This is a genomic window from Acinetobacter haemolyticus CIP 64.3 = MTCC 9819 (assembly GCF_000369065.1).
In the GTDB taxonomy this organism is placed as follows: domain Bacteria; phylum Pseudomonadota; class Gammaproteobacteria; order Pseudomonadales; family Moraxellaceae; genus Acinetobacter; species Acinetobacter haemolyticus.
Window position 1 is genome coordinate 340,187 of record NZ_KB849800.1, and the last position, 21,420, is coordinate 361,606.

The 21,420-nt window shown below is 41.0% G+C and carries 19 protein-coding genes and 1 other annotated feature; of the genes, 4 read left to right on the forward strand and 15 right to left on the reverse strand.

The genetic code is table 11. The features are described from left to right. Positions 1-7: 7 nt before the first annotated feature. From F927_RS04335 to F927_RS04390, 12 genes are all read right to left on the reverse strand, one after another. A complete protein-coding gene (locus tag F927_RS04335) occupies positions 8-1,591 on the reverse strand; it encodes an IS66-like element ISAba25 family transposase (RefSeq protein WP_005080957.1) in 1,584 nt (527 codons plus the stop codon). Between the two features lie 74 nt (positions 1,592-1,665). Continuing rightward, a complete protein-coding gene (gene tnpB / locus F927_RS04340; RefSeq protein ID WP_000618091.1) occupies positions 1,666-2,001 on the reverse strand; it encodes an IS66 family insertion sequence element accessory protein TnpB in 336 nt (111 codons plus the stop codon). Next, complete coding sequence (locus F927_RS04345; protein ID WP_001055585.1) at positions 1,998-2,381, reverse strand: transposase; 384 nt, start codon at positions 2,379-2,381, stop codon at positions 1,998-2,000. Before F927_RS04345 ends, tnpB (F927_RS04340) begins: the two co-directional genes overlap by 4 nt. A 148-nt stretch (positions 2,382-2,529) precedes the next feature. After that, positions 2,530-3,780, reverse strand: coding sequence for a glycosyltransferase family 2 protein (locus F927_RS04350; RefSeq protein WP_004638342.1), 1,251 nt, complete (start codon positions 3,778-3,780; stop codon positions 2,530-2,532). Further along, positions 3,767-4,672 (reverse strand): hypothetical protein, encoded by a 906-nt coding sequence (locus F927_RS04355; RefSeq protein WP_005081802.1) that lies wholly within the window; start codon positions 4,670-4,672, stop codon positions 3,767-3,769. The genes F927_RS04350 and F927_RS04355 overlap by 14 nt, the downstream gene beginning before the upstream one ends. Next, positions 4,672-5,421, reverse strand: a complete 750-nt coding sequence (locus F927_RS04360) for a hypothetical protein (RefSeq protein WP_005081805.1) — start codon at positions 5,419-5,421, stop codon at positions 4,672-4,674. Before F927_RS04360 ends, F927_RS04355 begins: the two co-directional genes overlap by 1 nt. A 13-nt stretch (positions 5,422-5,434) precedes the next feature. Then, a complete protein-coding gene (tnpB, locus tag F927_RS04365; protein ID WP_005081806.1) occupies positions 5,435-5,710 on the reverse strand; it encodes an IS66 family insertion sequence element accessory protein TnpB in 276 nt (91 codons plus the stop codon). Beyond that, entirely contained in the window at positions 5,707-6,090 is a 384-nt protein-coding gene (locus F927_RS04370) for a transposase (RefSeq protein ID WP_001055585.1), read from the reverse strand. Before F927_RS04370 ends, tnpB (F927_RS04365) begins: the two co-directional genes overlap by 4 nt. Before the next feature lie 233 nt (positions 6,091-6,323). Next, positions 6,324-7,754 (reverse strand): deoxyribodipyrimidine photo-lyase, encoded by a 1,431-nt coding sequence (gene phrB / locus F927_RS04375; protein WP_005081808.1) that lies wholly within the window; start codon positions 7,752-7,754, stop codon positions 6,324-6,326. A gap of 117 nt (positions 7,755-7,871) precedes the next feature. After that, positions 7,872-8,354 (reverse strand): FKBP-type peptidyl-prolyl cis-trans isomerase, encoded by a 483-nt coding sequence (locus tag F927_RS04380; RefSeq protein WP_004638347.1) that lies wholly within the window; start codon positions 8,352-8,354, stop codon positions 7,872-7,874. 121 nt (positions 8,355-8,475) lie between these two features. Continuing rightward, positions 8,476-9,762, reverse strand: coding sequence for an NAD(P)/FAD-dependent oxidoreductase (locus F927_RS04385; RefSeq protein ID WP_005081817.1), 1,287 nt, complete (start codon positions 9,760-9,762; stop codon positions 8,476-8,478). A gap of 93 nt (positions 9,763-9,855) precedes the next feature. After that, positions 9,856-11,172 carry a D-alanyl-D-alanine carboxypeptidase PBP6B gene (locus tag F927_RS04390; RefSeq protein WP_005081819.1) on the reverse strand — a complete coding sequence of 439 codons (1,317 nt, stop codon included), beginning with the start codon at positions 11,170-11,172 and terminating at the stop codon, positions 9,856-9,858. Between the two features lie 166 nt (positions 11,173-11,338). Between F927_RS04390 and F927_RS04395 the strand changes: the two genes are divergently transcribed. Then, on the forward strand, positions 11,339-13,042 hold the full coding sequence (locus F927_RS04395) for a M61 family metallopeptidase (protein WP_005081821.1): 1,704 nt from the start codon (positions 11,339-11,341) through the stop codon (positions 13,040-13,042). Positions 13,043-13,198: 156 nt separating this feature from the next. On the opposite strand, the gene uraH is transcribed toward F927_RS04395, so the two are convergent. After that, on the reverse strand, positions 13,199-13,597 hold the full coding sequence (uraH, locus tag F927_RS04400; RefSeq protein WP_004638351.1) for a hydroxyisourate hydrolase: 399 nt from the start codon (positions 13,595-13,597) through the stop codon (positions 13,199-13,201). A gap of 302 nt (positions 13,598-13,899) precedes the next feature. Continuing rightward, positions 13,900-15,119 (reverse strand): IS3 family transposase gene (locus F927_RS04405; protein WP_111841931.1). Its coding sequence is split into 2 segments (ribosomal slippage): positions 13,900-14,843 and positions 14,843-15,119, totalling 1,221 coding nucleotides; the frame shifts between segments, so codons are not numbered across the junction. Next, positions 14,728-14,844, reverse strand: a sequence feature (AL1L pseudoknot). (Overlaps the previous gene by 117 nt.) A 266-nt stretch (positions 15,120-15,385) precedes the next feature. Here F927_RS04405 and F927_RS04415 point away from each other — a divergent pair. Then, positions 15,386-17,617: an NADP-dependent isocitrate dehydrogenase gene (locus F927_RS04415; RefSeq protein ID WP_005081824.1), complete on the forward strand. Its 2,232-nt coding sequence runs from the start codon at positions 15,386-15,388 to the stop codon at positions 17,615-17,617. 255 nt (positions 17,618-17,872) lie between these two features. Beyond that, a complete protein-coding gene (locus F927_RS04420; protein WP_020846310.1) occupies positions 17,873-18,805 on the forward strand; it encodes an IS5-like element IS17 family transposase in 933 nt (310 codons plus the stop codon). A 277-nt stretch (positions 18,806-19,082) separates the two neighbouring features. Here F927_RS04420 and F927_RS04425 read toward each other — a convergent pair whose 3' ends face one another. Then, positions 19,083-19,886 (reverse strand): rRNA large subunit pseudouridine synthase E, encoded by an 804-nt coding sequence (locus F927_RS04425; RefSeq protein ID WP_004638354.1) that lies wholly within the window; start codon positions 19,884-19,886, stop codon positions 19,083-19,085. A 193-nt stretch (positions 19,887-20,079) separates the two neighbouring features. On the opposite strand from F927_RS04425, the gene icd reads away from it, so the two are divergent. Then, positions 20,080-21,336 (forward strand): NADP-dependent isocitrate dehydrogenase, encoded by a 1,257-nt coding sequence (gene icd / locus F927_RS04430; RefSeq protein ID WP_005081826.1) that lies wholly within the window; start codon positions 20,080-20,082, stop codon positions 21,334-21,336. Positions 21,337-21,420: the final 84 nt, after the last annotated feature.

Below are 21,420 nucleotides of genomic sequence, written 5' to 3' on the forward strand. Positions count from 1 at the left end.
CTATTTTTTAATTCGATTTAGGTTTCCAGCAGTGCGGCAGCAATTCTTCAATTTGGGTCACTTTGTGTGTCGGTAACCTTTTCAGCACATCACTTAAATAGGCATACGGATCCAAGCCATTCAGCTTTGCTGACTGGATTAAAGTCATGATGTTTGCCGCTCGCTGACCACTGCGCAGCGAACCTGCAAACAGCCAGTTCTTGCGTCCCAACGCCCAGGGACGCATCTGATTCTCTACCCAATTGTTGCATATCGGTAGATTGCCATCATCCAGATAGCGGCTTAAGGCTGGCCAACGCTTCAGAGTGTAATTGATAGCCTTGGCGGTGGGAGAACTCGATGGCACTGTCAGATGATGTTGGTTGAGCCATTCATATAGTTGTTGCATCACTGGTTGACTATGCTGTTGTCGGTATTCGCGGCGGTCTTCCGCTGTACCATCGGTCTTTTTCCTGAGTTCTGCTTCTATCGCATACAGTTTCTGAATCAGCACTAAGGCCTGTTCAGCAACCTGACTTTTCCCAGTTACATGCAGTTCATGGAATTTACGACGTGCATGGGCCATGCACCCCACCTCAATCACCTGGCCTGATTTAAAACGTGCTTTATAACCACTGTAATCATCACAGACTAGATAGCCCTGCCAGCCTTTCAAGAACTCTTCAGCATGCTGGCCTGAACGACTATCCTGAAAGTCATAGATCACCGCCTGAACTGGATTATACTGTGTGGTGGCATAGGCCCAGACATAACCTTTCTTCGGTTTTTTATTATTCTCACCCATCCGCATGATGGTGACCGGTGTTTCATCTGCATGCAGCACCCGCTGTTGCAGCACCACCTCTTTTAAGGCATTGGCCAGAGGTTCCAGTTCTACACCGCAGCGACCTATCCAGTCAGATAAAGTGGATCTGGACAGATCAATGCCAGCCCGCTGATAGATCAGGCGCTGACGGTACAGCGGCAAATGATCGGCATACTTCGATACCAGCACATGGCTGAGCAATTCAGGTGAAGCAATGCCTTTATCAATCACATAGGCGGGCATCGCTTGCTGAGTTAGAGTGTCACACTGATCACAGACCCATTTACCACGCACATGCTGTTCCTTATAGAACTGTGCCGGTCTGAAATGCAGTTTTTCACTGACATCTTCGCCGATACGACGGAGTTGGCAGCCACAAGCACATTGGGTTGATGCAGGTTCATGCTCAATACGGATGGTGTGTAGATGATCTGGCAGTGGTCGACGTTTAGGTTTATTGGTTTTGGCTTTCTGTGTCGCTGCATTGGTTTTATCTGCATTTAGCCGTTCCAGTTCTAGATCAACCGCGGCAATATCTTCTTCAACCGCTTCATCCCACAGATGGATTTGTTTTGCCGTTAAGTGTTCATTCTTTTGGGCGAATTTGTGCTTTTTAAACAGCGCCAGTTCATGCTCGTATTTTTGATTGAGAATAGAAAGATGTTGAACTTTGGCATCCAATTGTTGGTTTGATTGTGCTAGAGACTGATGCTGCAGCGCCAACTGCCTGGTGAATTCCAGCAGTTGTTCATGGGTCAGTTGGCTTAAGTCAGGCAGCGTATTCATGACCGCAGTATGCCTGAGGTCATGAGAAGAATGAAATAGAACGTTTGGAGAATAGCAGAATGGTCGAGCCTGGTTTAAAGCATCGTCACCACCTGCTGTCGTCCAATGCGCTGCCAGGGCAAACCTTGGATCAGTGCCTGTAACTGTTCCGGGCTGAGGGCCACGGTTTCACCTTGGTGAACTTGAGCCCAGTGAAATTTGCCCTGTTCCAGCCGCCGGGCACACAGCCAGATGCCCAATCCATCATGTACCAGCACTTTCATGCGATGGCCACGTTTATTACAGAACAGGTAAGCACAATGCGGTTTGATGTAGCCAAAGGCTCTCACCACCTGAGCCATGGTCGTATCCATACCTGCACGCATGTCCATGGGCTGAGTAGACAACCAGATTTCATCAATGCGGATCATGTTGCAAGTGCCTTGAGTAATTCTGCCAAGGCAGGTATTTCTGATGTCTGCCATTTTAGCTGAATATCATTATTCGTATGAGGCACGGTGATACACAACGTGATCCTCTCATCAATAGGTTGGCTGATTGCAGCAGTGTAAGGCAAAGCAATAAATGCTGGATTCACATGAGTAGGATCCTGCACGGCACCCTCATGATGGCTGAAGATCCTGATCCAACGACTGACAAGGTTGGCATTAATACTATGTTGCAGTGCGACCGAAGCGATCGAGGTATTAGGATTTTTGCAGGCATTGACAATACTGAGTTTGAATTCTTTGCTGTATTTTCGGCGTTTTTTAGCAACAGGAGGTGTTGCTGAATATATATCCATGTTCATGGATTAAGTCCCCACTTGTTTTTAGGTGGGAACTAAATTAAGGCTTATAGGATCGCTTGGTAAGGCTGTGTTAGCCGGATGCTTACGAGAGAGTCGCACTTGCTAACAGAATTTTGAAAACAGGATGGTTGAGTCGATTTTTTTTCATTTATTTTCTCTCTTTGCTACGTTCAGTTTTGTACCACTGTAGTGAATTCCCTTGTATCTTATTTTTCAACATGTCGTAGGCTGCTTTAAATACGATGAATAAAAAGATCTGTGAATATGTGATGTAAGATAAAACTGAAAAGAAATAAAGTTGGGGTTTAACTCTTTCAAGCGATAGGGTGAACCACATTTGTGCGACATATAAACAAAATGATAATGCCCATAACACTGTAAATGGTCCGGGTAAGGTGATCCCCGCTATGCCAAGTAAGCCAAGTGTTAGAGTGATATGACTCCAAATCAGCGCAGGTACGAATAGGACATAACACATTATGTTGTTGAAAATTTCGATACCAATTGGAAAAGGTTTTCTTAATGCAATCGGTAGATATTTACTGGTCACATAGAAATTACCTTGAGTCCAACGTGATCGTTGTTTGACAAAAACACTCAGTGATGGCGGGTCTTGTTGCCAACCTACGGCATAAGGTACCCATTTGATTCGCTTTTGCCCTAGAAAGATTCTGAAGCTCATTTCAGTGTCATCAACCAATGATTTTTCATCAAATCCTCCCAATGTTTCTAGTGCATCCCGCCATATGACATAGTTGGTTCCCATCAAGGTCGATAATTCAAAACGTTGCCATCGGCCTCCTTGGAAGATCCATTGAAAGAAAATAAACTCGATGGCAATAAAGCGAGTCAAAATACTATCGCGCCAATTTCGGGTGCGGACTTTGCCATTGACGGCAACCAGTTTTTTATCTGCCAATAAGGTTTGAGCCAATAGTCGAACGCAGTCTGGTTCGGGCGTACTATCGGCATCATAGACAATAATTAACTCACCTTTGGCATGAGGTAGACCATTGTTTAAGGTCCGAGATTTACCTTTACCTCCCATACCTTTCGGGACATTCACAATTTTAATGCACGGATAAATCTCCGCCATGCGTTCAGCGATCTCAAGAGTATTGTCTTTAGAGCCGTCATTGATTAATAACACTTCATAGGCATGTGCAGGGTAGTCTTGTTGCGCAATGGCATGGAGCGTATCTTCAATCACTACACCTTCGTTATAGGCTGGGATCAAGACACTGAGCATTGGCCACTCAGCGGGCACAGGCAAATTTTCTAACTCTTTGGCTGCATTTTTCGAGTATTTCCATGCCTGATAACTTAACCACGCCCAAAAAGCTTGTGGAATCCAAATACCAAGAAAACCAAACAAAAATAGAATATCAATCGCGGGCATTGAGTCTTCTCCTACGAATGATAGAGATGATTAAAATCAAAAGTAATGACCCACCAAGCAACAGCGAAATCCAAGAAACTGAACTACCAAAACTACTTAATAAACTAGGAAAATGGGTTGAAAAAAGATAGTCAAATGGAATCACAACAGTACTGATTGCAATTAAGAAATAACCAAATAGATTGGTTTCAACTCCGTCAGGGGTACTGGTGTAATCAACACGACCAAAACGCCATGATATTCCCAATTGGGGATATTCTATGCTGTTCACAGGCAAGTGTGCTGGAGGATTAATTAAAATTTGATAGCCAGAGTTTTGAGCATAGTTATGATTGGCTTGATAAAAGAAGTGCTGATGATGTTGGATCTTACGTGCGGGTATTGGTAGGTTTTGTTTATTATCCGATTGAATGATATAGCTACCCGCAGGTTGTGAGATGAGGTTTTCATCCCAGCCTGTTTCAATCAATGTCGCTAATGGTCTCAGACCAATTGCGGTAGAAAAAGTGGCTTTGGCAGAAAAGTACTTCGAATGTTCCATGTGAAAGAGCGCGATAGGAATTGCGCCGTCATTGACAGCTTTTTTTATCCGATAGTAGGTTAAAAAACTAAAATACTCATCTGGTAAAATAACGCCTGGTTTTACACCTTTATCAATAAGCTCTTTAAAACTATTCGATTGGAGTTGATCTGCTGTAAAAACGGGCCACCATGTTGCAGGCTGAGAAAAGATCTCTGAAACCATTTCAGAAGATTGAATATGTGGACTTGACTCTGATTTTGCTGGTTGAATTGAGCAGTGATAATACTGCTGATAAAGTTGTTGTAAAGTCATGTCTGGGTAATGTTCGGTTGCAACCAGCAGACCACAAATATTAAGAAGTACTGACATCAGTGCACCTCTCGGTCTACTTGTGACAGGTATTCTGTATGTTGTTCGACTTTAAGTTTTAAAACATTCAGCTCTTGTAGTTGTTGTAGGAAATGTGACGTAGGGTGTTGCTCATCCATTTGATTTTCATGAATTACGATACTTTTTATTTCACTCAACTCTTCATTGATGAAATGATAGATAATACTATCACCCTCAGTGGATAAGATCGTCATAATCTTATTTTGAGTTTCTTTCCAAATATCTTCACCAAGCATTTCTCGAATGAGCACGGTGTTGGTAATTTGAATACTGATCACTTCATAATGATTTTTATGAGTCAACTGTAATAGTTTTTTTAGCTGGTCCTGAAAGTGCTTGAGTGCAGTAAGCGGTAAAATATCATGTTGATAATTTCTGTCATAACTTTGAATAGCTCGATAAGAGGCCAAGGCATTTTTAATATTGTGACGGATCGCACTAAGAAAAACTGGCGCGAGCGGCGCTACAAATAATAGGAGCAGTTGACGCTCGATATAAGTTTGATTGGCGAGATCAAGAAAGAAATAGAACGCAATACCGACAAATGCCACCAAACCGAGTATTAATGCCATACCAATATTTAAGTATGCACCTGCGATGACCAACAATAGCAAGAAAATCCAACTGCCTCGATAAGTTGCTGGCAGCCATTCATAAGCCACTACACCCATGAAGATATGAGCCGAAATGATCCATAAGACGAGTGCGGGAGCAGGATTTTTTTGCATAGTAATTTTAGTTTTAATGTAACTGTTCCGGGCTGAGGGCCACGGTTTCACCTTGGTGAACTTGAGCCCAGTGAAATTTGCCCTGTTCCAGCCGCCGGGCACACAGCCAGATGCCCAATCCATCATGTACCAGCACTTTCATGCGATGGCCACGTTTATTACAGAACAGGTAAGCACAATGCGGTTTGATGTAGCCAAAGGCTCTCACCACCTGAGCCATGGTCGTATCCATACCTGCACGCATGTCCATGGGCTGAGTAGACAACCAGATTTCATCAATGCGGATCATGTTGCAAGTGCCTTGAGTAATTCTGCCAAGGCAGGTATTTCTGATGTCTGCCATTTTAGCTGAATATCATTATTCGTATGAGGCACGGTGATACACAACGTGATCCTCTCATCAATAGGTTGGCTGATTGCAGCAGTGTAAGGCAAAGCAATAAATGCTGGATTCACATGAGTAGGATCCTGCACGGCACCCTCATGATGGCTGAAGATCCTGATCCAACGACTGACAAGGTTGGCATTAATACTATGTTGCAGTGCGACCGAAGCGATCGAGGTATTAGGATTTTTGCAGGCATTGACAATACTGAGTTTGAATTCTTTGCTGTATTTTCGGCGTTTTTTAGCAACAGGAGGTGTTGCTGAATATATATCCATGTTCATGGATTAAGTCCCCACTTGTTTTTAGGTGGGAACTAAATTAAGGCTTATAGGATCGCTTGGTAAGGCTGTGTTAGCCGGATGCTTACGTTTTAATATTGTCTTTTGTGATAAAAGTAGCACTATTTTATAGTGATTGCGATAGTTTTATGTTGTTGACTTTGTCAAGTAATTTATAGTCAGTAACATGTAGTGTTGTCTATATGTTACTGAGTCGGTTGATAAATAATCCAAATCTATTCTTTAAAAGCGGCGATAGCCCGTGCTCGGCTACTTTTTAAATCAACGATTGGTATTGGATAGTTAAGACTAGAATTCATTTTGTAAGCGTAAGGCTCATGGATGGATTTAGCATCTAAATGAGCAAGTTCGGGAATCCATTGTCGTAAATAGTCGCCATTTGGATCAAATTTTTGTGATTGGCTAATTGGATTAAATATACGGAAATACGGTGCAGCATCGGTACCTGTTGAAGCACACCATTGCCAGCCACCATTGTTTGCAGCTAGATCACCATCTATAAGGTGCTGCATAAACCATTGTTCCCCTTTTCGCCAATCAATCAAAAGATTTTTACTCAGAAACATGGCGCAAATCATACGTACTCGATTGTGCATCCAACCTGTTGCAAGGAGTTGTCGCATACCTGCATCGACGATTGGAATACCGGTATGACCCTGTTGCCATTGTTGCAGCGCAACTGGATCATCACACCAGTTGATTTTTTGGGTTGAAAGCTGAAATGGTAAGTGTTTTGAAACACGTGGGTAGTCGAACAAAATATGCTGATAAAATTCTCGCCAGAGTAGTTCATCCAGCCATGTTTGCTGGCCTTCAGACTCAATCACAAAATCGCCATGTTGTTTACGGAATAGTGCCTGTAGACATTGACGGATAGAGAGAATGCCAATATTTAAATAAGCAGATAGTTGGCTGGTGCCTGCTTGTGCAGGGAAGTCGCGGGCATTTTTATAATCGTCCAATCTGTCATGGATAAATTGATCGAGTAATGTTAATGCATAGGATTCGCCTACTGGCCATTGTTGTGTTAGATGATTAAGTTGCTGAGTATATTTAAGTTGTAGCTCTTTGAAATCTTCAAGTGAGGGGTACGGATCGATGTTGATCGGCTGCTGCCCTTCAGGTACTGGATAGCATTGGGGTAAGCTTTGTTGCAAGCGTTGATAACAGACTTTTTTAAAAGCACTAAAAACTTGATAGGGCTGATGGCTCTGATTACGAATCGACGCTACTGGAAAAAGTGTACGGTCATGAAAAAGTACCAGTTCTTTGTTTTGTTGGTTTAATAATTTTTGTACCTCGTTATCTCGTTTTAGTTCATTAACCCCTAGTTCAATATTGGCATATACCTGCTGAATTGGGATATTTTGCATTAAATCTGCAAAGAGCTGTGTTATATCTTTCCAAAGTGGTAAATGCTGAACAATTAAAGGAATATTGAGAGATTGCAACGCAATTTGTAATTGTTGTAGTTGACGAAGATAGAAGTCGATTTTTATGGGTGCATCATCATGTAGTTGCCATTGTTCAGGTGACAAGATCACTAGCGCAACTGTAGGCCCTGTTTGTGTTGCATGCCAAAGGGCGGCATGGTCATGGATTCTGAGATCTTGGCGAAACCAAATCAGTTGATAATCGCTTTGCATAAAGTAAGAACCACTCAATTTATTCGAAGTAAGGTATCTTTCTTATTTTATAAAAGTGAATGTGAAGAAAAAGCAAAGCCGAAGCTTTGCTTTTTAGTTGTGCTAATTCTAAAAGAATTAGTGGTGGTGACCACCTGCACCGTGTACGTGACCGTGATCTAACTCTTCTTGAGAAGCATCACGAATTTCAACGATTTCTACTTCAAAAGTAAGATCTTGACCAGCAAGTGGGAAGTTTGCATCAACAACAACGTTGTCGCCTTCGATTGCTTTAACAGTTACGATTTGTACACCATCATCAGTTTGCGCTTGGAATTGCATACCAGGTTGAATGTTGTCTACACCTTGGAACATTTGAGCTGGAACTTCTTGAACAAGTTCAGGGTTGTATTCACCGTAACCTTCTGCTGCAGGAACATTTACAGTGAATTTCTCACCTACAGTTTTACCTGTAAGTGCGTTTTCTAAACCAGGAATGATGTTCCCTGCGCCGTGCAAATATGCAAGTGGTTCACCTTGAGATTTATCAAGTGTTTCACCCTCAGCGTTTGTTAAAGTGTAGTGGAATGAAACCACGTGGTTATTTGCAATAGCAGTCATGTTGTTAATCCATTCAAAGAGTTCAGGTGTACATCATAAAGTGAAAAGTCGATTTTGTTGACTATTTTCCACTTTTTGAAACGATTTCGTTATAAATGGGAACGAAATTTATGTTTTCAACTCAGTACAGTTTAATTTTTGGGCGAACACGACGGGTAAGCAAATCTTTCATGGTTAACATTCCTGCCTGTGTATAACCATGAATGTTGGCTTGATGCAGTCGATACAAAGATACATACATCGTTTTGGCAATAAAACCTTGCACACTCACGTCACCCAATAACTCACCTACAGCCTGATTTCGGCTTAATGAAACCAATGAGCCTTTATCATTAAAGACAAACATCGGTTGTGGTGAGTGGTTTAAACGTGCTGCCATCGCATCAACTAAAAAACTCGCTTGCTGGCTGGCAACTTGTGCACGAGGTCCGAGAGGTGGTTGACGTGCATCCAGTTGGCAATGGGCGCAATCTCCAAATGCAAAAACATTCGGATCCGAATAAGTTTGTAAGGTCGCATATACCATTAAACGATTGATTTTATCGCGTTTAAAATCATTTAAAGCTTCTAATATCTTAGGTGCTTTAACGCCTGCTGCCCAAACTGTAATATCAGAATGGATGACATTGCCGTTACTAAAATAGACATTGGAATCATCAACTTTTTGCACTTTGTGCTGGGTTAGAATTTCAATTCCCATTTTTTGCAATTGCTTGGCACTATGTGCTGCTGTTTTCTCATTGAGTGCTGGTAAGATGCGATCAGAAGCTTCAATGAGGGTAATTTTGACTTGTTTCGGATTGATTTTCTTTAACCCATAGCGATAAAAATTCTTGGTAGTTTCAATCAACTCTGCTGCAAGTTCAACACCTGTTGCACCAGCACCAACAATCCCGATATTTAAAGCACGTTCAGTCGATTGATTTTGTGCCTCAATATAAAGATGAAATAAATCTTGTTGGAAAATATCAGCTTGTTGACGACTGTCTAGGAAATGACAATGTTCGCGTACACCTTCTGTACCAAAGTCATTTGATACAGAGCCAACTGCGATCACCAATGTGTCATAGTTTAAACTTTGAATAGCAGGGGTGTGTTCTTTAGAAAGCTGTGGAGGAGAAAGTGTAATTTGTTTTTGATCTTTATTGACAGCAATCAGGGTACCGAGGACGAACTCAAAATGATGCTTTTCTGCGTGGGCGAAATAATTGGTTTGTTCTTCGTGGGGGTTAAGTGAGCCTGCGGCAATTTCGTGTAGGAGAGGTTTCCAAATGTGGGTGAGGTTCTGATCGACTAAGGTGATTTTGGCTTTTTTATGTTTACCAAAACGTTCGCCTAGTTGTGTCGCAAGTTCTAAACCACCTGCGCCACCACCCACAATCACGATATGATGTAAGGTTTTGCTCATGATTAACCTAATTGTTTTTGTGAAAGGATGGTTGGATTATGCCATCCTTTTTTCAATCTTGTATGGTTAATCTTGAGAAAAATAGTTGGTTTTTTACCCTTGATTTAAAGGATAAAGTTTGGCAGCTTTTGTATCATTTGTTGAGAAGAATGAAAATAAGTTAGAAAACCACAACATAATTTTCTGGAAAATATTTGCTTCTTCAATCTGTACTTCATTTTCAATCTGTAGACTACGAAGTAATTGATTATTTTGATAAATAGATACAGTCGCTAAATTCATTGCTTGGGTGAGTGGTGCCGTTAAGCGTTGCTCATTGAGTTCAATATTAACCCGCGTATGCGTGTTTTGGAGTGGCTCAATGATTTTTACACCATTTTCATCCACAACTTGAAGACGTTGGGTCAGTGCATCAAACTGATTTAAATCGATTGGTGTGGCTTGGTCATATAGTGAAGTCGTCACAATTGTCGGTTGCTGTGTCTCAACTTTGAAGATTTTGAGGGTTGAACGAATGACTGGCAACTCCGCGATCAGTTGATGTTTTGGGATCACTTCTTCGTCACGGGTATAAGCATAAGCCAAGTTCATTAACTTGTTCGCGACCTCTGCACGTTTGATGGCATTTGGTGTGCCAAGTACGATGACGATTAAGCGGCGTTTATCGATATGTGGATTTAAGGTTGGGCGTTCTGCTGTTAGAGCCAAGTTATAACCAGCAGCTTTGGTAAAACCTGTTTTTAGACCATCTGCTGTTGGGTCCATTTTTAGAGCAAGATTCGTTGCGCGATGGAAACGTTGGTTGTAACTAAAACTTGGCATTTTTGAATAATAAAGATATTCAGGTGTTTTGGTTACAATCGCTTGTGCTAATAAGCCCAAATCTGCTGCTGTTGAGTAATGATCTGGCATCGTGATACCCGCAGGATTGCTAAAATGAGTATCTTTCATGCCTAAGGCTTGAGCTTCTTGGTTCATACGTATGATGAACTGAGGCACGCTACCCGAAATTTTCTCAGCAAGCGTCAATGCGGCATCATTGGCAGACATGACAATTAAACCTGCTAAAAGTTGATCAACAGAAATCTGTTCACCTTCTTTTAAATACATTTGTGATTCGTCCCACATTACTGTATTTACTACAGGCGTTGCTGTGAGCACATCCTCTTTACGTAATTTTCCAGCTTTAATTTCCTTCAATGCCACATATGCCACCATCATTTTTGTCAAAGATGCTGGAGCACGTTGCACATGGCTATTATGCTCGGCGATGATTTGTCCTGATTGTGCATCGACAATAGACCATGCTTGAGCTTCGACAGTTTCAGGGGAGATATTAAGTAAAGTCGCATGTGCAAGATTTGCACAAAATAAACTTAATAAGGTAAAGAGCGATAGGAAAAATTTCACGAGAACACCTTGTGCAGCCAATCCATGGGCATGGAATGCGAAAAAAGCATGCTATGACTTTTTCGTAGAAGAATCTAGCAACTTTTGCTGACATTTAAGACATCTACGCATGAGTTTGTAAAAAAATGCTAAGCTGTGGGAAATTTTTTATTTTTTAGTTTGAACTATGCTGCATTATCAAATTGAATTCGACGATTATCGCCAACACCTTATTCATGTCACGCTTCGTTTTCTTGCAAATCCAAATCAAGAGCTTTGGCTACCGACGTGGATTCCGGGCAGTTATTTAATTCGAGAGTTCTCTAAGCATATTGAATCTGTGAAAGCATCTGATGAAGCCGGACGTTTGCTCAGTATTAAAAAAACAGAGAAGAATCGTTGGCGTTTATTCAATACCGACCATGAGTTGATTACGGTTGAATATGATGTCTATGCTTATGATCTATCTGTACGTGGTGCTTATGTTGATCAAACACGACTCTATGTCAATCCAGCCTGTGTTTGTTTGGGACTTCAGGATCAGGAGCAAGCCCCATGTGAAGTTGAGCTGTTCTTGCCAGATGAGTTGAAGCATTTTCAGATTGCTACGGGCTTAACTTCTAAAAGTTTAGTCAAAGGACGTTTTACCTTAAAAGCGGATAATTATGATCAATTGATTGACAGTCCTTTTGAGCTAGCAGAACAAAGTCGTTTTAGTTTTGAAAGTCATGGCATTCCACATGAGTTTGTGATTTCTGGAAAACACAATACCAATTTAGAGCGTATGCAAGCAGATATTGAAAAAATCTGTCGAACTGAAATAGAGATGTTTGGTTCTGCGCCATTTCAAAACTATACCTTTATGACGATGGCGACAGGCAATAGCTATGGTGGTTTGGAACATTGCAATAGCACCAGTTTGATTACACCACGAGATGATTTGCCTAAGCTTGACGAAGCTGAAGAACCTTCAAAGGACTATCAACGTTTCTTAGGTCTATGCAGCCATGAATATTTTCACTCATGGTTAGTGAAGTTTATTCGACCAGATAACTTTGCCAATTATGATTTACACAAAGAAGGTTACACTAGCCTATTGTGGATCTTTGAAGGTTTCACTTCTTATTATGATGATTTGATTTTATTACGTAGTGGTGTGATTTCTCAGAAATCGTATTTAGATTTATTGAAAGGGCAAATTGATCGTTATTTGCAAAATCCAGGACGTTTCATTCAAACGGTTTCTGAGTCAAGTTTTGATGCTTGGATTAAATTTTACCGCCAAGATGAAAATTCTAATAATGCAGGTACTAGTTACTACAATAAAGGTAGTCTAGTTGCGCTGTGTTTAGACTTTGGGCTTCGTTTACGTGGTTCTAGCTTGGATGCGTTAATGCGCCGTTTGTACGAAAATACTCAGCAGGGTATTCAAGTCAATGAGCATACAATCTTTGATTTGTGCAAAGCGCTGACAGGCGATGATTGGATTGAGCAGATTAATCACTTGATCAATACCACTGACGAACTGCCATTAGACCAATTATTACCTGAGTTTGGTTTAAGTTACGTGCTTAAAAACGAAAAAGCCTTGCCTTTTGGTTTGAAATTGCTCGATAAAACTGAAGGTGTTGTTGTGCAACAAGTACGTCGTGAAGGTGTGGCAGCTCAAGCTGGTTTATCAGCAAATGATGTCATTATTGCGATTGATGGTGTTAAGGCTTCGGAAAAGCTTCTGGCGAAATATGCAAAACAGCAAGGTACATATACGGTTTATGCTTTCCGCCGAGATGAGCTATTAACATTTGAGTTGAATGGTGGGGAAAATCCATTGACTACAGTTGATTTAAATGTTGAAGACCAAGCCAAACTTGATACTTGGTTAGCATCTTGATCAAAGGATCGTAGACACAACTTCCGATGAAGTATTCGTAATTCTATTATTTCAGGAAAAATCTAGATTACAGCCTTCAGGTTAGATACATCGTCTAATTTGAAGGCTGCTTTTCTATGATTCAATCTTCGCAAATATATATAGATTAGGATGAGGTTAATTACCACGATAAGTTGAATAACCATAAGGGCTAATTAAAAGTGGAATATGGTAATGTTCAAGTTTTCCATCTATAGAGAAAATGACTGGCACTTCTGGAAAAAATGAACTCTGCTTGTGCTGTTCAAACCATTCTCCTGTTTTGAACGTGACTTTATAAATCCCTTTTTGAAGTGGTGAGTCTTTGGGATATAAATCCGTAATACGTCCTTGCTGATTAGTTATATTGTTATTGAGCACTTTCCATTGATTATTTTCTTGTTTTTCCAGAATAACCTTAACCCCAGCAGAAGGGAGCCCATTTTCTAAGTTGAGCACATGTACACTTAGTGGATTTTGAGCAAAGCTAAAAGAAGAAAGAGTCATAGCGACTAATGGAACGAAAACTTTCATCATTTGATCTATCCTGAAATAAAAAAAACTAATTTTAATCATTTGGTAAAAAATAAGTTTAAAAAGTGTAAATAAAACTAGAGTCGAATATTCAGATTGATTTCGATCACTTATGATCGGAAGTCGTTCTAAATAAAATGTTGAGCTGAAACTCTCATCAATCTAAGTCTTGAACCCGAACAAATAATATTCGTTTTGTAGTATTTCGTATTGAAATGTCGTTATCTCGATATATTGCATTGACTGAGAAGTGATCAGTACTGATACTGAACCGTACCGGGTTTGTCGGAGACTTTTTATTTAAGTTAGGCCACCTGACCTAACGGATTAATTTTATCATAGTACATTGCTTCAAAATCAAAAGGTGGCACATAACCTAGTGCACTATGTACACGCTCTTTATTGAACCAATCTACCCAATTTAATGTCGCAAGTTGTACATCCGCTAAACCTTGCCAATCTGCTTTTAAATATTCAATCACCTCTGTTTTGTATAAGCCATTCACTGTTTCAGCCAAAGCATTATCGTATGAATCACCGGTCGTACCGACTGATGCTCGTAAATTTGCTGCTTCTAAACGATTGGTATAGCGAATGGAAAGATATTGAACCCCTCTGTCACTATGGTGAATCACATTCTTTGGCATGTCTCGAGCATGTAACGCTTGCTCAAGTGCATCGAGCACCATATCTGTATTCATCCGTGTCGATACTTTCCATCCAACAATTGCTCGTGAGAAGACATCAATAATAAATGCAGTATAAACCCAGCCTGAATTTGTTTGAATATACGTGAAGTCAGCGACCCATAGCTGGTCAGGATGATCAGCACTAAAATTGCGTTTCACCAAGTCATCTGCTCGTTTTTGATCCTCTCGGCTACGGGTAGTTTGTTTATTCTTACCACGCCAAACACCTTGTATACCTAGTTTTTGCATCAATCGAGCAACTGTACAGCGAGCAATAACATAGCCTTCACGTTTCAATTTTTGCCAAACTTTACGCACACCATATCGACCTGAACTTTCCTTCCAAATTCGTTTAATTTGTTCAGCATGATGCAAGTCATGTAGATCTCGCTTTGCTCGATGTTCTGGGTTTTCAACGAAATCTAGTGTTCGATAATAGGTAGAAGCCGCGATCGGTAAAATCCTGCAAATCGCCTCAACACCATATAACGCCTTATTGTTATGGATGAAATCTACCATTATTTGTGTGGGCGGTCGAGCTCCGCCTGGGCGAAAAAAGCGGCTGCTTTACGTAGAATTTCGTTAGCACGTTGCAGTTCTTTATTTTCACGTTCGAGTTGTTTAATACGTTCTTGATCTGAAAGTTGCTGTACTTTAATTGGGTTTTGTTTATCTAAATATTTTTGATACCAAACACGTAGAGTTTCAGGAGTACAACCTATCTTGGGAGCAATAGCGGTGATCGCAGCCCAATTCGATGGATAATCTTTCTCGGATTCAATCAATAATTGAACCGCTCTTTCTCTGATTTCAGGGGTATATTTTACTTTTTTCATCGGGACATTCTCTCAGAAAGCTTGGTCTCCGACAAACCCGGTACGGTTCATACTCTCATGTTTTACTTAAGCTAACCGATTTGCAGGAGATAAAACTCCAACTTGCTACTACTATTTCGTAGCGAAATGTCGTTATCACTGGATATTGCGTTGACTGAGATGCGATCAGGGCTGATACTCTCAGGGTTTTATTTAAGCACATCGGTTCTTAGGGGTTGGGCCACAAGTTCGACCCTCAAAACTCAATCCAACACAAGGGGCTATATATGGCTAGTGGGAAGTCAACAATCATTTACACACTGACTGATGAGGCGCCACTGTTGGCGACCTATTCGCTACTGCCAATCATTGAGACTTTTACTAAGCCTGCAGGCATCGAGATCGTTAAAAGTGATATCTCTGTTGCTGCACGGGTACTTGCAGAGTTTTCGGATTACCTAAATGACGAACAGAAGGTAACGAATAATCTTGCAGAACTTGGTCGTCGTACTCAGGATCCTGATACAAATATTATCAAACTTCCAAATATCAGTGCTTCTGTAGCGCAGTTAACCTCATGCATAAAAGAGCTGCAGTCTAAGGGCTATGCAATTCCTGATTATCCTGAAAATCCAACAACTGAGGAAGAAAAGGAAATCAAGGCGCGTTATGGTAAATGTCTTGGTTCAGCGGTAAATCCAGTTTTACGCGAAGGTAACTCTGATCGTCGTGCGCCTGCGGCTGTTAAAAACTATGCGAAAAAACACCCGCACTCAATGAGCGAGTGGAAGCAATGGTCACAAACTCACGTTTCTCATATGGATGAAGGCGACTTTTACCACGGTGAAAAGTCGATGACACTTGACCGTGCACGTAATGTAAAAATGGAACTCATCACCAAAAGTGGTGAAACCATCGTGCTTAAGCCAAAAGTTGCGTTACAAGATGGTGAAATCATTGATTCAATGTTCATGAGCAAAAAGGCGCTTTGCGACTTTTATGAAAAAGAACTTGAAGATTGTCGTGAAGCGGGCATTTTGTTCTCTTTACACGTAAAAGCGACCATGATGAAGGTGTCACACCCAATCGTATTTGGTCACTGCGTGAAAATTTACTACAAAGATGCGTTTGAAAAGCACGGCAAATTATTCGATGAGTTAGGCATTAACGTGAATAACGGTATGGCTGGTCTTTATGAAAAGATTGAGACATTGCCGACTTCTTTGCGTGAAGAAATCATCGAAGACTTACATGCTTGCCAAGAGCACCGTCCTGCACTTGCAATGGTTGATTCTGCAAAAGGTATTACCAATTTCCATTCACCAAATGATGTGATTGTGGATGCATCTATGCCTGCAATGATTCGTGGTGGCGGTAAAATGTGGGGTGCTGATGGTAAACCGTACGATTGTAAAGCAGTAATGCCTGAGTCAACGTTCGCACGTATCTACCAAGAAATGATCAATTTCTGTAAGTGGAATGGTAACTTTGATCCACGTACGATGGGTACTGTGCCAAACGTCGGTTTGATGGCGCAAAAGGCAGAAGAATACGGTTCACACGATAAAACGTTTGAAATTGCAGAAGCGGGTGTTGCCAACATCACTGATCTTGAAACAGGTGAAGTGTTGATGTCTCAAAATGTTGAGGAAGGTGATATCTGGCGCATGTGTCAGGTGAAAGACGCACCAATTCGTGATTGGGTGAAACTTGCAGTAACACGTGCACGTAACTCTGGTATGCCTGCGATTTTCTGGCTTGACCCATACCGCCCACACGAAAATGAACTGATCAAGAAAGTTGAAAAATACTTGAAAGATCATGACACTGAAGGTTTAGATATTCAAATCATGTCGCAAGTACGTGCAATGCGTTATACGCTTGAGCGTGTAGCGCGTGGTTTGGATACGATTTCTGTGACGGGTAATATTCTTCGTGATTACTTAACTGATTTATTCCCAATCATGGAATTGGGTACTTCTGCGAAAATGTTGTCTATCGTGCCGTTAATGGCGGGTGGTGGCATGTATGAAACAGGTGCGGGTGGTTCAGCACCGAAACATGTACAGCAGTTAGTTGAAGAAAACCACTTACGTTGGGATTCCCTTGGTGAGTTCCTTGCATTGGCTGTGTCTTTAGAAGAACTTGGTATCAAAGAAGACAATAACCGTGCAAAATTGCTTGCCAAGACACTTGATCAAGCGACAGGAAAATTGTTGGATAACGACAAGTCTCCATCACGTCGTACAGGTGAACTTGATAACCGTGGTAGTCATTTCTATTTAGCGTTGTATTGGTCAGAAGCATTAGCTGCTCAAGATGAAGATGCTGAGTTAAAAGCGAAGTTTGCTCCTCTAGCAAAAGCACTCGCTGAAAATGAACAAAAAATTCTTGCTGAATTAAGTGAAGTGCAGGGTAAAGCTGCTGATATCGGTGGTTACTATGCAGTTGATCCAGCGAAAGTAAGTGCTGTAATGCGTCCAAGTGCAACACTTAATGCTACGCTTGAAATAGTTTAAGACAGACTACAGAACTGACAAATTTGTTGGTGAAGTTGAAAAACCGATACGAAAGTATCGGTTTTTTATTAAGATGGATCAAATTTTTAGATTGTTTAGGTTTTAAAGTAAAAGATGGAACAAACTCGGGCTGATGCACATTTCTATGCTTTGATAGCTGCTTTTTTCTTGCTCCATCTAGCCTATTTTATGGTTTCGGAAGGCTTTGTTGCACAAACCTATCTGTAAAAGCTTTTTCAGCGATATAATTTTCAAATGAAGAAGCCTACACACAAAATCTACCGCACAACCAATTGGCCCGCATATAACCGAGCACTCATGAGTCGCGGAAATATTGCCATTTGGTTTGATCCTGCTACGCAATGGTATGCTCCATCAAAAGGCAAACAAGGGCGAAATCAAACCTACTCCGACGCAGCTATCCAATGCTGCTTAATGATTAAATCCTTATTCCGTCTATCTTTACGTATGGTCACTGGCTTTGTGCAAAGTCTGATTAAACTTTGTGGATTAAATTGGACCGCACCAGATTACAGTACGCTTTGTAGAAGACAAAAGCATATTGATATTGCAATCAGCTACCAAAAAAGTAGCGATGGGCTGCATCTACTCATAGACTCTACAGGCATGAAGTTTCTAGGTGAGGGCGAATGGAAACGCAAGAAACATGGACCTGAATATCGTCGCCAATGGCGTAAACTACATATTGGTATAGATGCTGAAACCCTTCAAATACGCGCTATTCAACTCACTACAAATAATGTCAGTGATTCACAAGTGCTTGGTGATTTACTCGATCAGATTCCACAAGATGAGCAGATTGACTCTGTTTATACCGATGGAGCTTATGACACCAAGCAATGCCGTCAGGTCATTGCAGATCGGCAAGCGCATGCGGTGATTCCACCTAGAAAAAATGCGAAACCATGGAAAGATACAAAGATCAGCTCGCTAGAACGAAATGAATTACTTCGAACAGTTAAACGTTTAGGCAGGAGACTATGGAAAAAATGGTCAGGCTATCATCGACGAAGTTTGGTGGAAACCAAGATGCATTGCATTAAATTATTAGGCGATAAATTAATGGCAAGAAGCTTTCCTAGTCAGGTGAATGAAATTCATGCACGTGTAGCAGTCCTCAACAGGTTTACGGAATTAGGTCGACCACTTACCCAAGTTACGCCTTAAATTTGGCTCAATTAGGGGCGCTTTGCATTTCAAATCTTTGTGCAACAAAACCACTCTCTGTAAATTTTTCGATCCTGATTTATTGGTATAAAATTTTTCAAGAAAGACAGGTAAATAAATATAAATATGATTACTTGATAATTTATGGTTCTCCCTTACTTATGTTTGGTTATTTCATAAAATGCATTTTTGATATTTATTCTTTTGTATTATGAATCTTTAGTTGTTTATTAGATGTTTTAAAGCCCACATTCATGGGCTTTAACTTAATTAGAGATTAACGGCTATTACGACTACGTCCACGCGGTGCTTTAGTATTTGGTCGAGTTGTACCATTGGTCTTGCGACGTGGCTTTTCACTTTCATCCATTTGCCAAATACGCTTGGTGCCTGATTTTTTCTTATTCGGGTCTTTCTTGTCGCCTTCTTTTTTCTTTTGATGCATAGGCTTGCCGCCAGTCCCGCCTGGTTTCTTCACATAAGAGCGAGAACGGTAAGGCTTGTCCTCAGGCAGGTCTTTAAAATCAGGGAAAAGCAACGGCTCGATTTCAGTTTGTTCGCCCGGTTGTAAACCTAGACGGATCAAATTGATTGAACCAATTTGAGTACGGATAAGACGTAAGGTAGGGAACCCAACAGCGGCAGTCATACGGCGAACTTGACGATTACGACCTTCACAAATTTGCAGTTCTATCCAGCTCGTCGGAATGCTTGCGCGATAGCGGACAGGAGGATCACGATCCCATAACCATTCTGGTTCATCAACTTTCATCGCTTTAGCAGGTAAGGTCATACCATCCGCAAGTTCGACACCATTACGAAGTTGCTCCAAAGCTTCTTCGGTAACATCGCCATCAACTTGGGCTAAATAAGTTTTATATTTTTTATTGCTTGGATGAGTGATGAACTGATTTAAACCTCCATGATCGGTCAGAAACATCAAACCTTCAGAATCTAAATCTAAACGACCTGCAATTCGCAACTCAGGATCTTTGATAAAACTTGAAACCGTTAGATGTGCTTCATCTTCCCGAAACTGTGACAAGACATCATAAGGTTTGTTGAAGACAACTATTTTCATAGAGAAATACTACTTTTGGATTATGGGGTATTTGGTGAATATATGCTTTTATTTTATCGGGAAATGCGGTTATTTCTCATATAAATCAAAAAACATATTGGATTGGATTAAACTAATTCACAGTATAAAAAATAAAGTATGCCATAAGAAGGTATACATTTACTCGCAAGTTACATGAGGGAGAGCCTATACAATGGGTTATCAGAAGATCGTGGTTCCTGCAGATGGCGATAAAATTACCGTAAATGCAGACCTGTCACTGAATGTTCCAAATCATCCAATCATTCCTTTCATCGAAGGCGACGGTATTGGTGTAGATATTACACCAGCAATGAAAGCAGTTGTAGATGCTGCTGTTCTAAAAGCGTACGGTGGCAAACGTTCGATTGAATGGATGGAAGTCTATTGTGGTGAAAAGGCCGATAAGATTTACGGTAATTATATGCCAGAAGAGACATTTGATGCACTACGTGAATTCATTGTTTCGATCAAAGGTCCTTTAACGACACCTGTTGGTGGTGGCATTCGCTCTTTAAATGTTGCCTTGCGTCAAGAACTAGATTTGTATGTATGTGTGCGACCTGTACGCTGGTTTGAGGGCGTTCCTTCACCAGTACAGCATCCTGAATTAACAGATATGGTGATTTTCCGTGAAAACTCGGAAGATATTTATGCTGGGATTGAATGGAAAGCCGACTCTCCTGAAGCGAAGAAAGTGATTAAGTTTCTCAAAGAAGAAATGGGTGTGACCAAAATTCGTTTCCCTGAGGGTTGTGGTATTGGTATCAAACCTGTCTCAAAAGAGGGGACGCAACGCTTGGTTCGAAAAGCAATTCAGTTTGCGATCGATAATGATAAGCCTTCTGTGACTTTGGTGCATAAAGGCAACATCATGAAGTATACCGAAGGTGCGTTTAAAGAGTGGGGCTATGAGCTTGCAATCGAGCGTTTTGGCGGTGAACTGCTGGATGGTGGTCCTTGGGTTAAAATTAAAAACCCTAAAACGGGCAAAGACATTATTATTAAAGACGTGATTGCTGATGCATTCTTACAACAAATCCTGATGCGTCCAGCGGATTATTCAGTCATTGCCACATTAAACCTGAATGGTGACTATATTTCTGATGCTCTGGCGGCAGAAGTTGGCGGGATAGGTATAGCGCCCGGTGCAAATATTGGTGGCGCGATTGCAGTTTATGAAGCAACACATGGAACTGCGCCAAAGTATGCTGGACAAGATAAAGTCAATCCGGGTTCGATTATTCTTTCTGCTGAAATGATGTTACGAGATATGGGCTGGACCGAAGCCGCTGATTTAATTATCAAAGGTGTTTCAGGAGCAATTGCGGCAAAAACCGTAACTTATGATTTTGAGCGTCTAATGCCAAATGCAACCTTATTACGCTGCTCAGAGTTTGGTCGAGCCATTATTGAGCATATGGAAGAGTAAATATCCAGTGAACAAGAGGATGGTGCACCATCCTTTTTATTTTTATGGGTTGTCTTTATTGAGTCTACGTTTATTTGACTTAGA

Excerpts from the sequence above, each read along its gene's own strand:
- F927_RS04370 (WP_001055585.1), bottom strand. The coding sequence starts at position 6,090 with ATGAACATGGATATATATTCAGCAACACCTCCTGTTGCTAAAAAACGC.
- tnpB (WP_000618091.1), bottom strand. The coding sequence starts at position 2,001 with ATGATCCGCATTGATGAAATCTGGTTGTCTACTCAGCCCATGGACATG.
- F927_RS04395 (WP_005081821.1), top strand. The coding sequence starts at position 11,339 with ATGCTGCATTATCAAATTGAATTCGACGATTATCGCCAACACCTTATT.
- phrB (WP_005081808.1), bottom strand. The coding sequence starts at position 7,754 with ATGCAAAGCGATTATCAACTGATTTGGTTTCGCCAAGATCTCAGAATC.
- F927_RS04420 (WP_020846310.1), top strand. The coding sequence starts at position 17,873 with ATGAAGAAGCCTACACACAAAATCTACCGCACAACCAATTGGCCCGCA.
- F927_RS04345 (WP_001055585.1), bottom strand. The coding sequence starts at position 2,381 with ATGAACATGGATATATATTCAGCAACACCTCCTGTTGCTAAAAAACGC.
- tnpB (WP_005081806.1), bottom strand. The coding sequence starts at position 5,710 with ATGATCCGCATTGATGAAATCTGGTTGTCTACTCAGCCCATGGACATG.
- F927_RS04355 (WP_005081802.1), bottom strand. The coding sequence starts at position 4,672 with ATGTCAGTACTTCTTAATATTTGTGGTCTGCTGGTTGCAACCGAACAT.
- F927_RS04350 (WP_004638342.1), bottom strand. The coding sequence starts at position 3,780 with ATGCCCGCGATTGATATTCTATTTTTGTTTGGTTTTCTTGGTATTTGG.
- F927_RS04380 (WP_004638347.1), bottom strand. The coding sequence starts at position 8,354 with ATGACTGCTATTGCAAATAACCACGTGGTTTCATTCCACTACACTTTA.
- F927_RS04425 (WP_004638354.1), bottom strand. The coding sequence starts at position 19,886 with ATGAAAATAGTTGTCTTCAACAAACCTTATGATGTCTTGTCACAGTTT.
- F927_RS04335 (WP_005080957.1), bottom strand. The coding sequence starts at position 1,591 with ATGAATACGCTGCCTGACTTAAGCCAACTGACCCATGAACAACTGCTG.
- F927_RS04360 (WP_005081805.1), bottom strand. The coding sequence starts at position 5,421 with ATGCAAAAAAATCCTGCTCCCGCACTCGTCTTATGGATCATTTCGGCT.
- icd (WP_005081826.1), top strand. The coding sequence starts at position 20,080 with ATGGGTTATCAGAAGATCGTGGTTCCTGCAGATGGCGATAAAATTACC.
- F927_RS04385 (WP_005081817.1), bottom strand. The coding sequence starts at position 9,762 with ATGAGCAAAACCTTACATCATATCGTGATTGTGGGTGGTGGCGCAGGT.
- uraH (WP_004638351.1), bottom strand. The coding sequence starts at position 13,597 with ATGATGAAAGTTTTCGTTCCATTAGTCGCTATGACTCTTTCTTCTTTT.
- F927_RS04415 (WP_005081824.1), top strand. The coding sequence starts at position 15,386 with ATGGCTAGTGGGAAGTCAACAATCATTTACACACTGACTGATGAGGCG.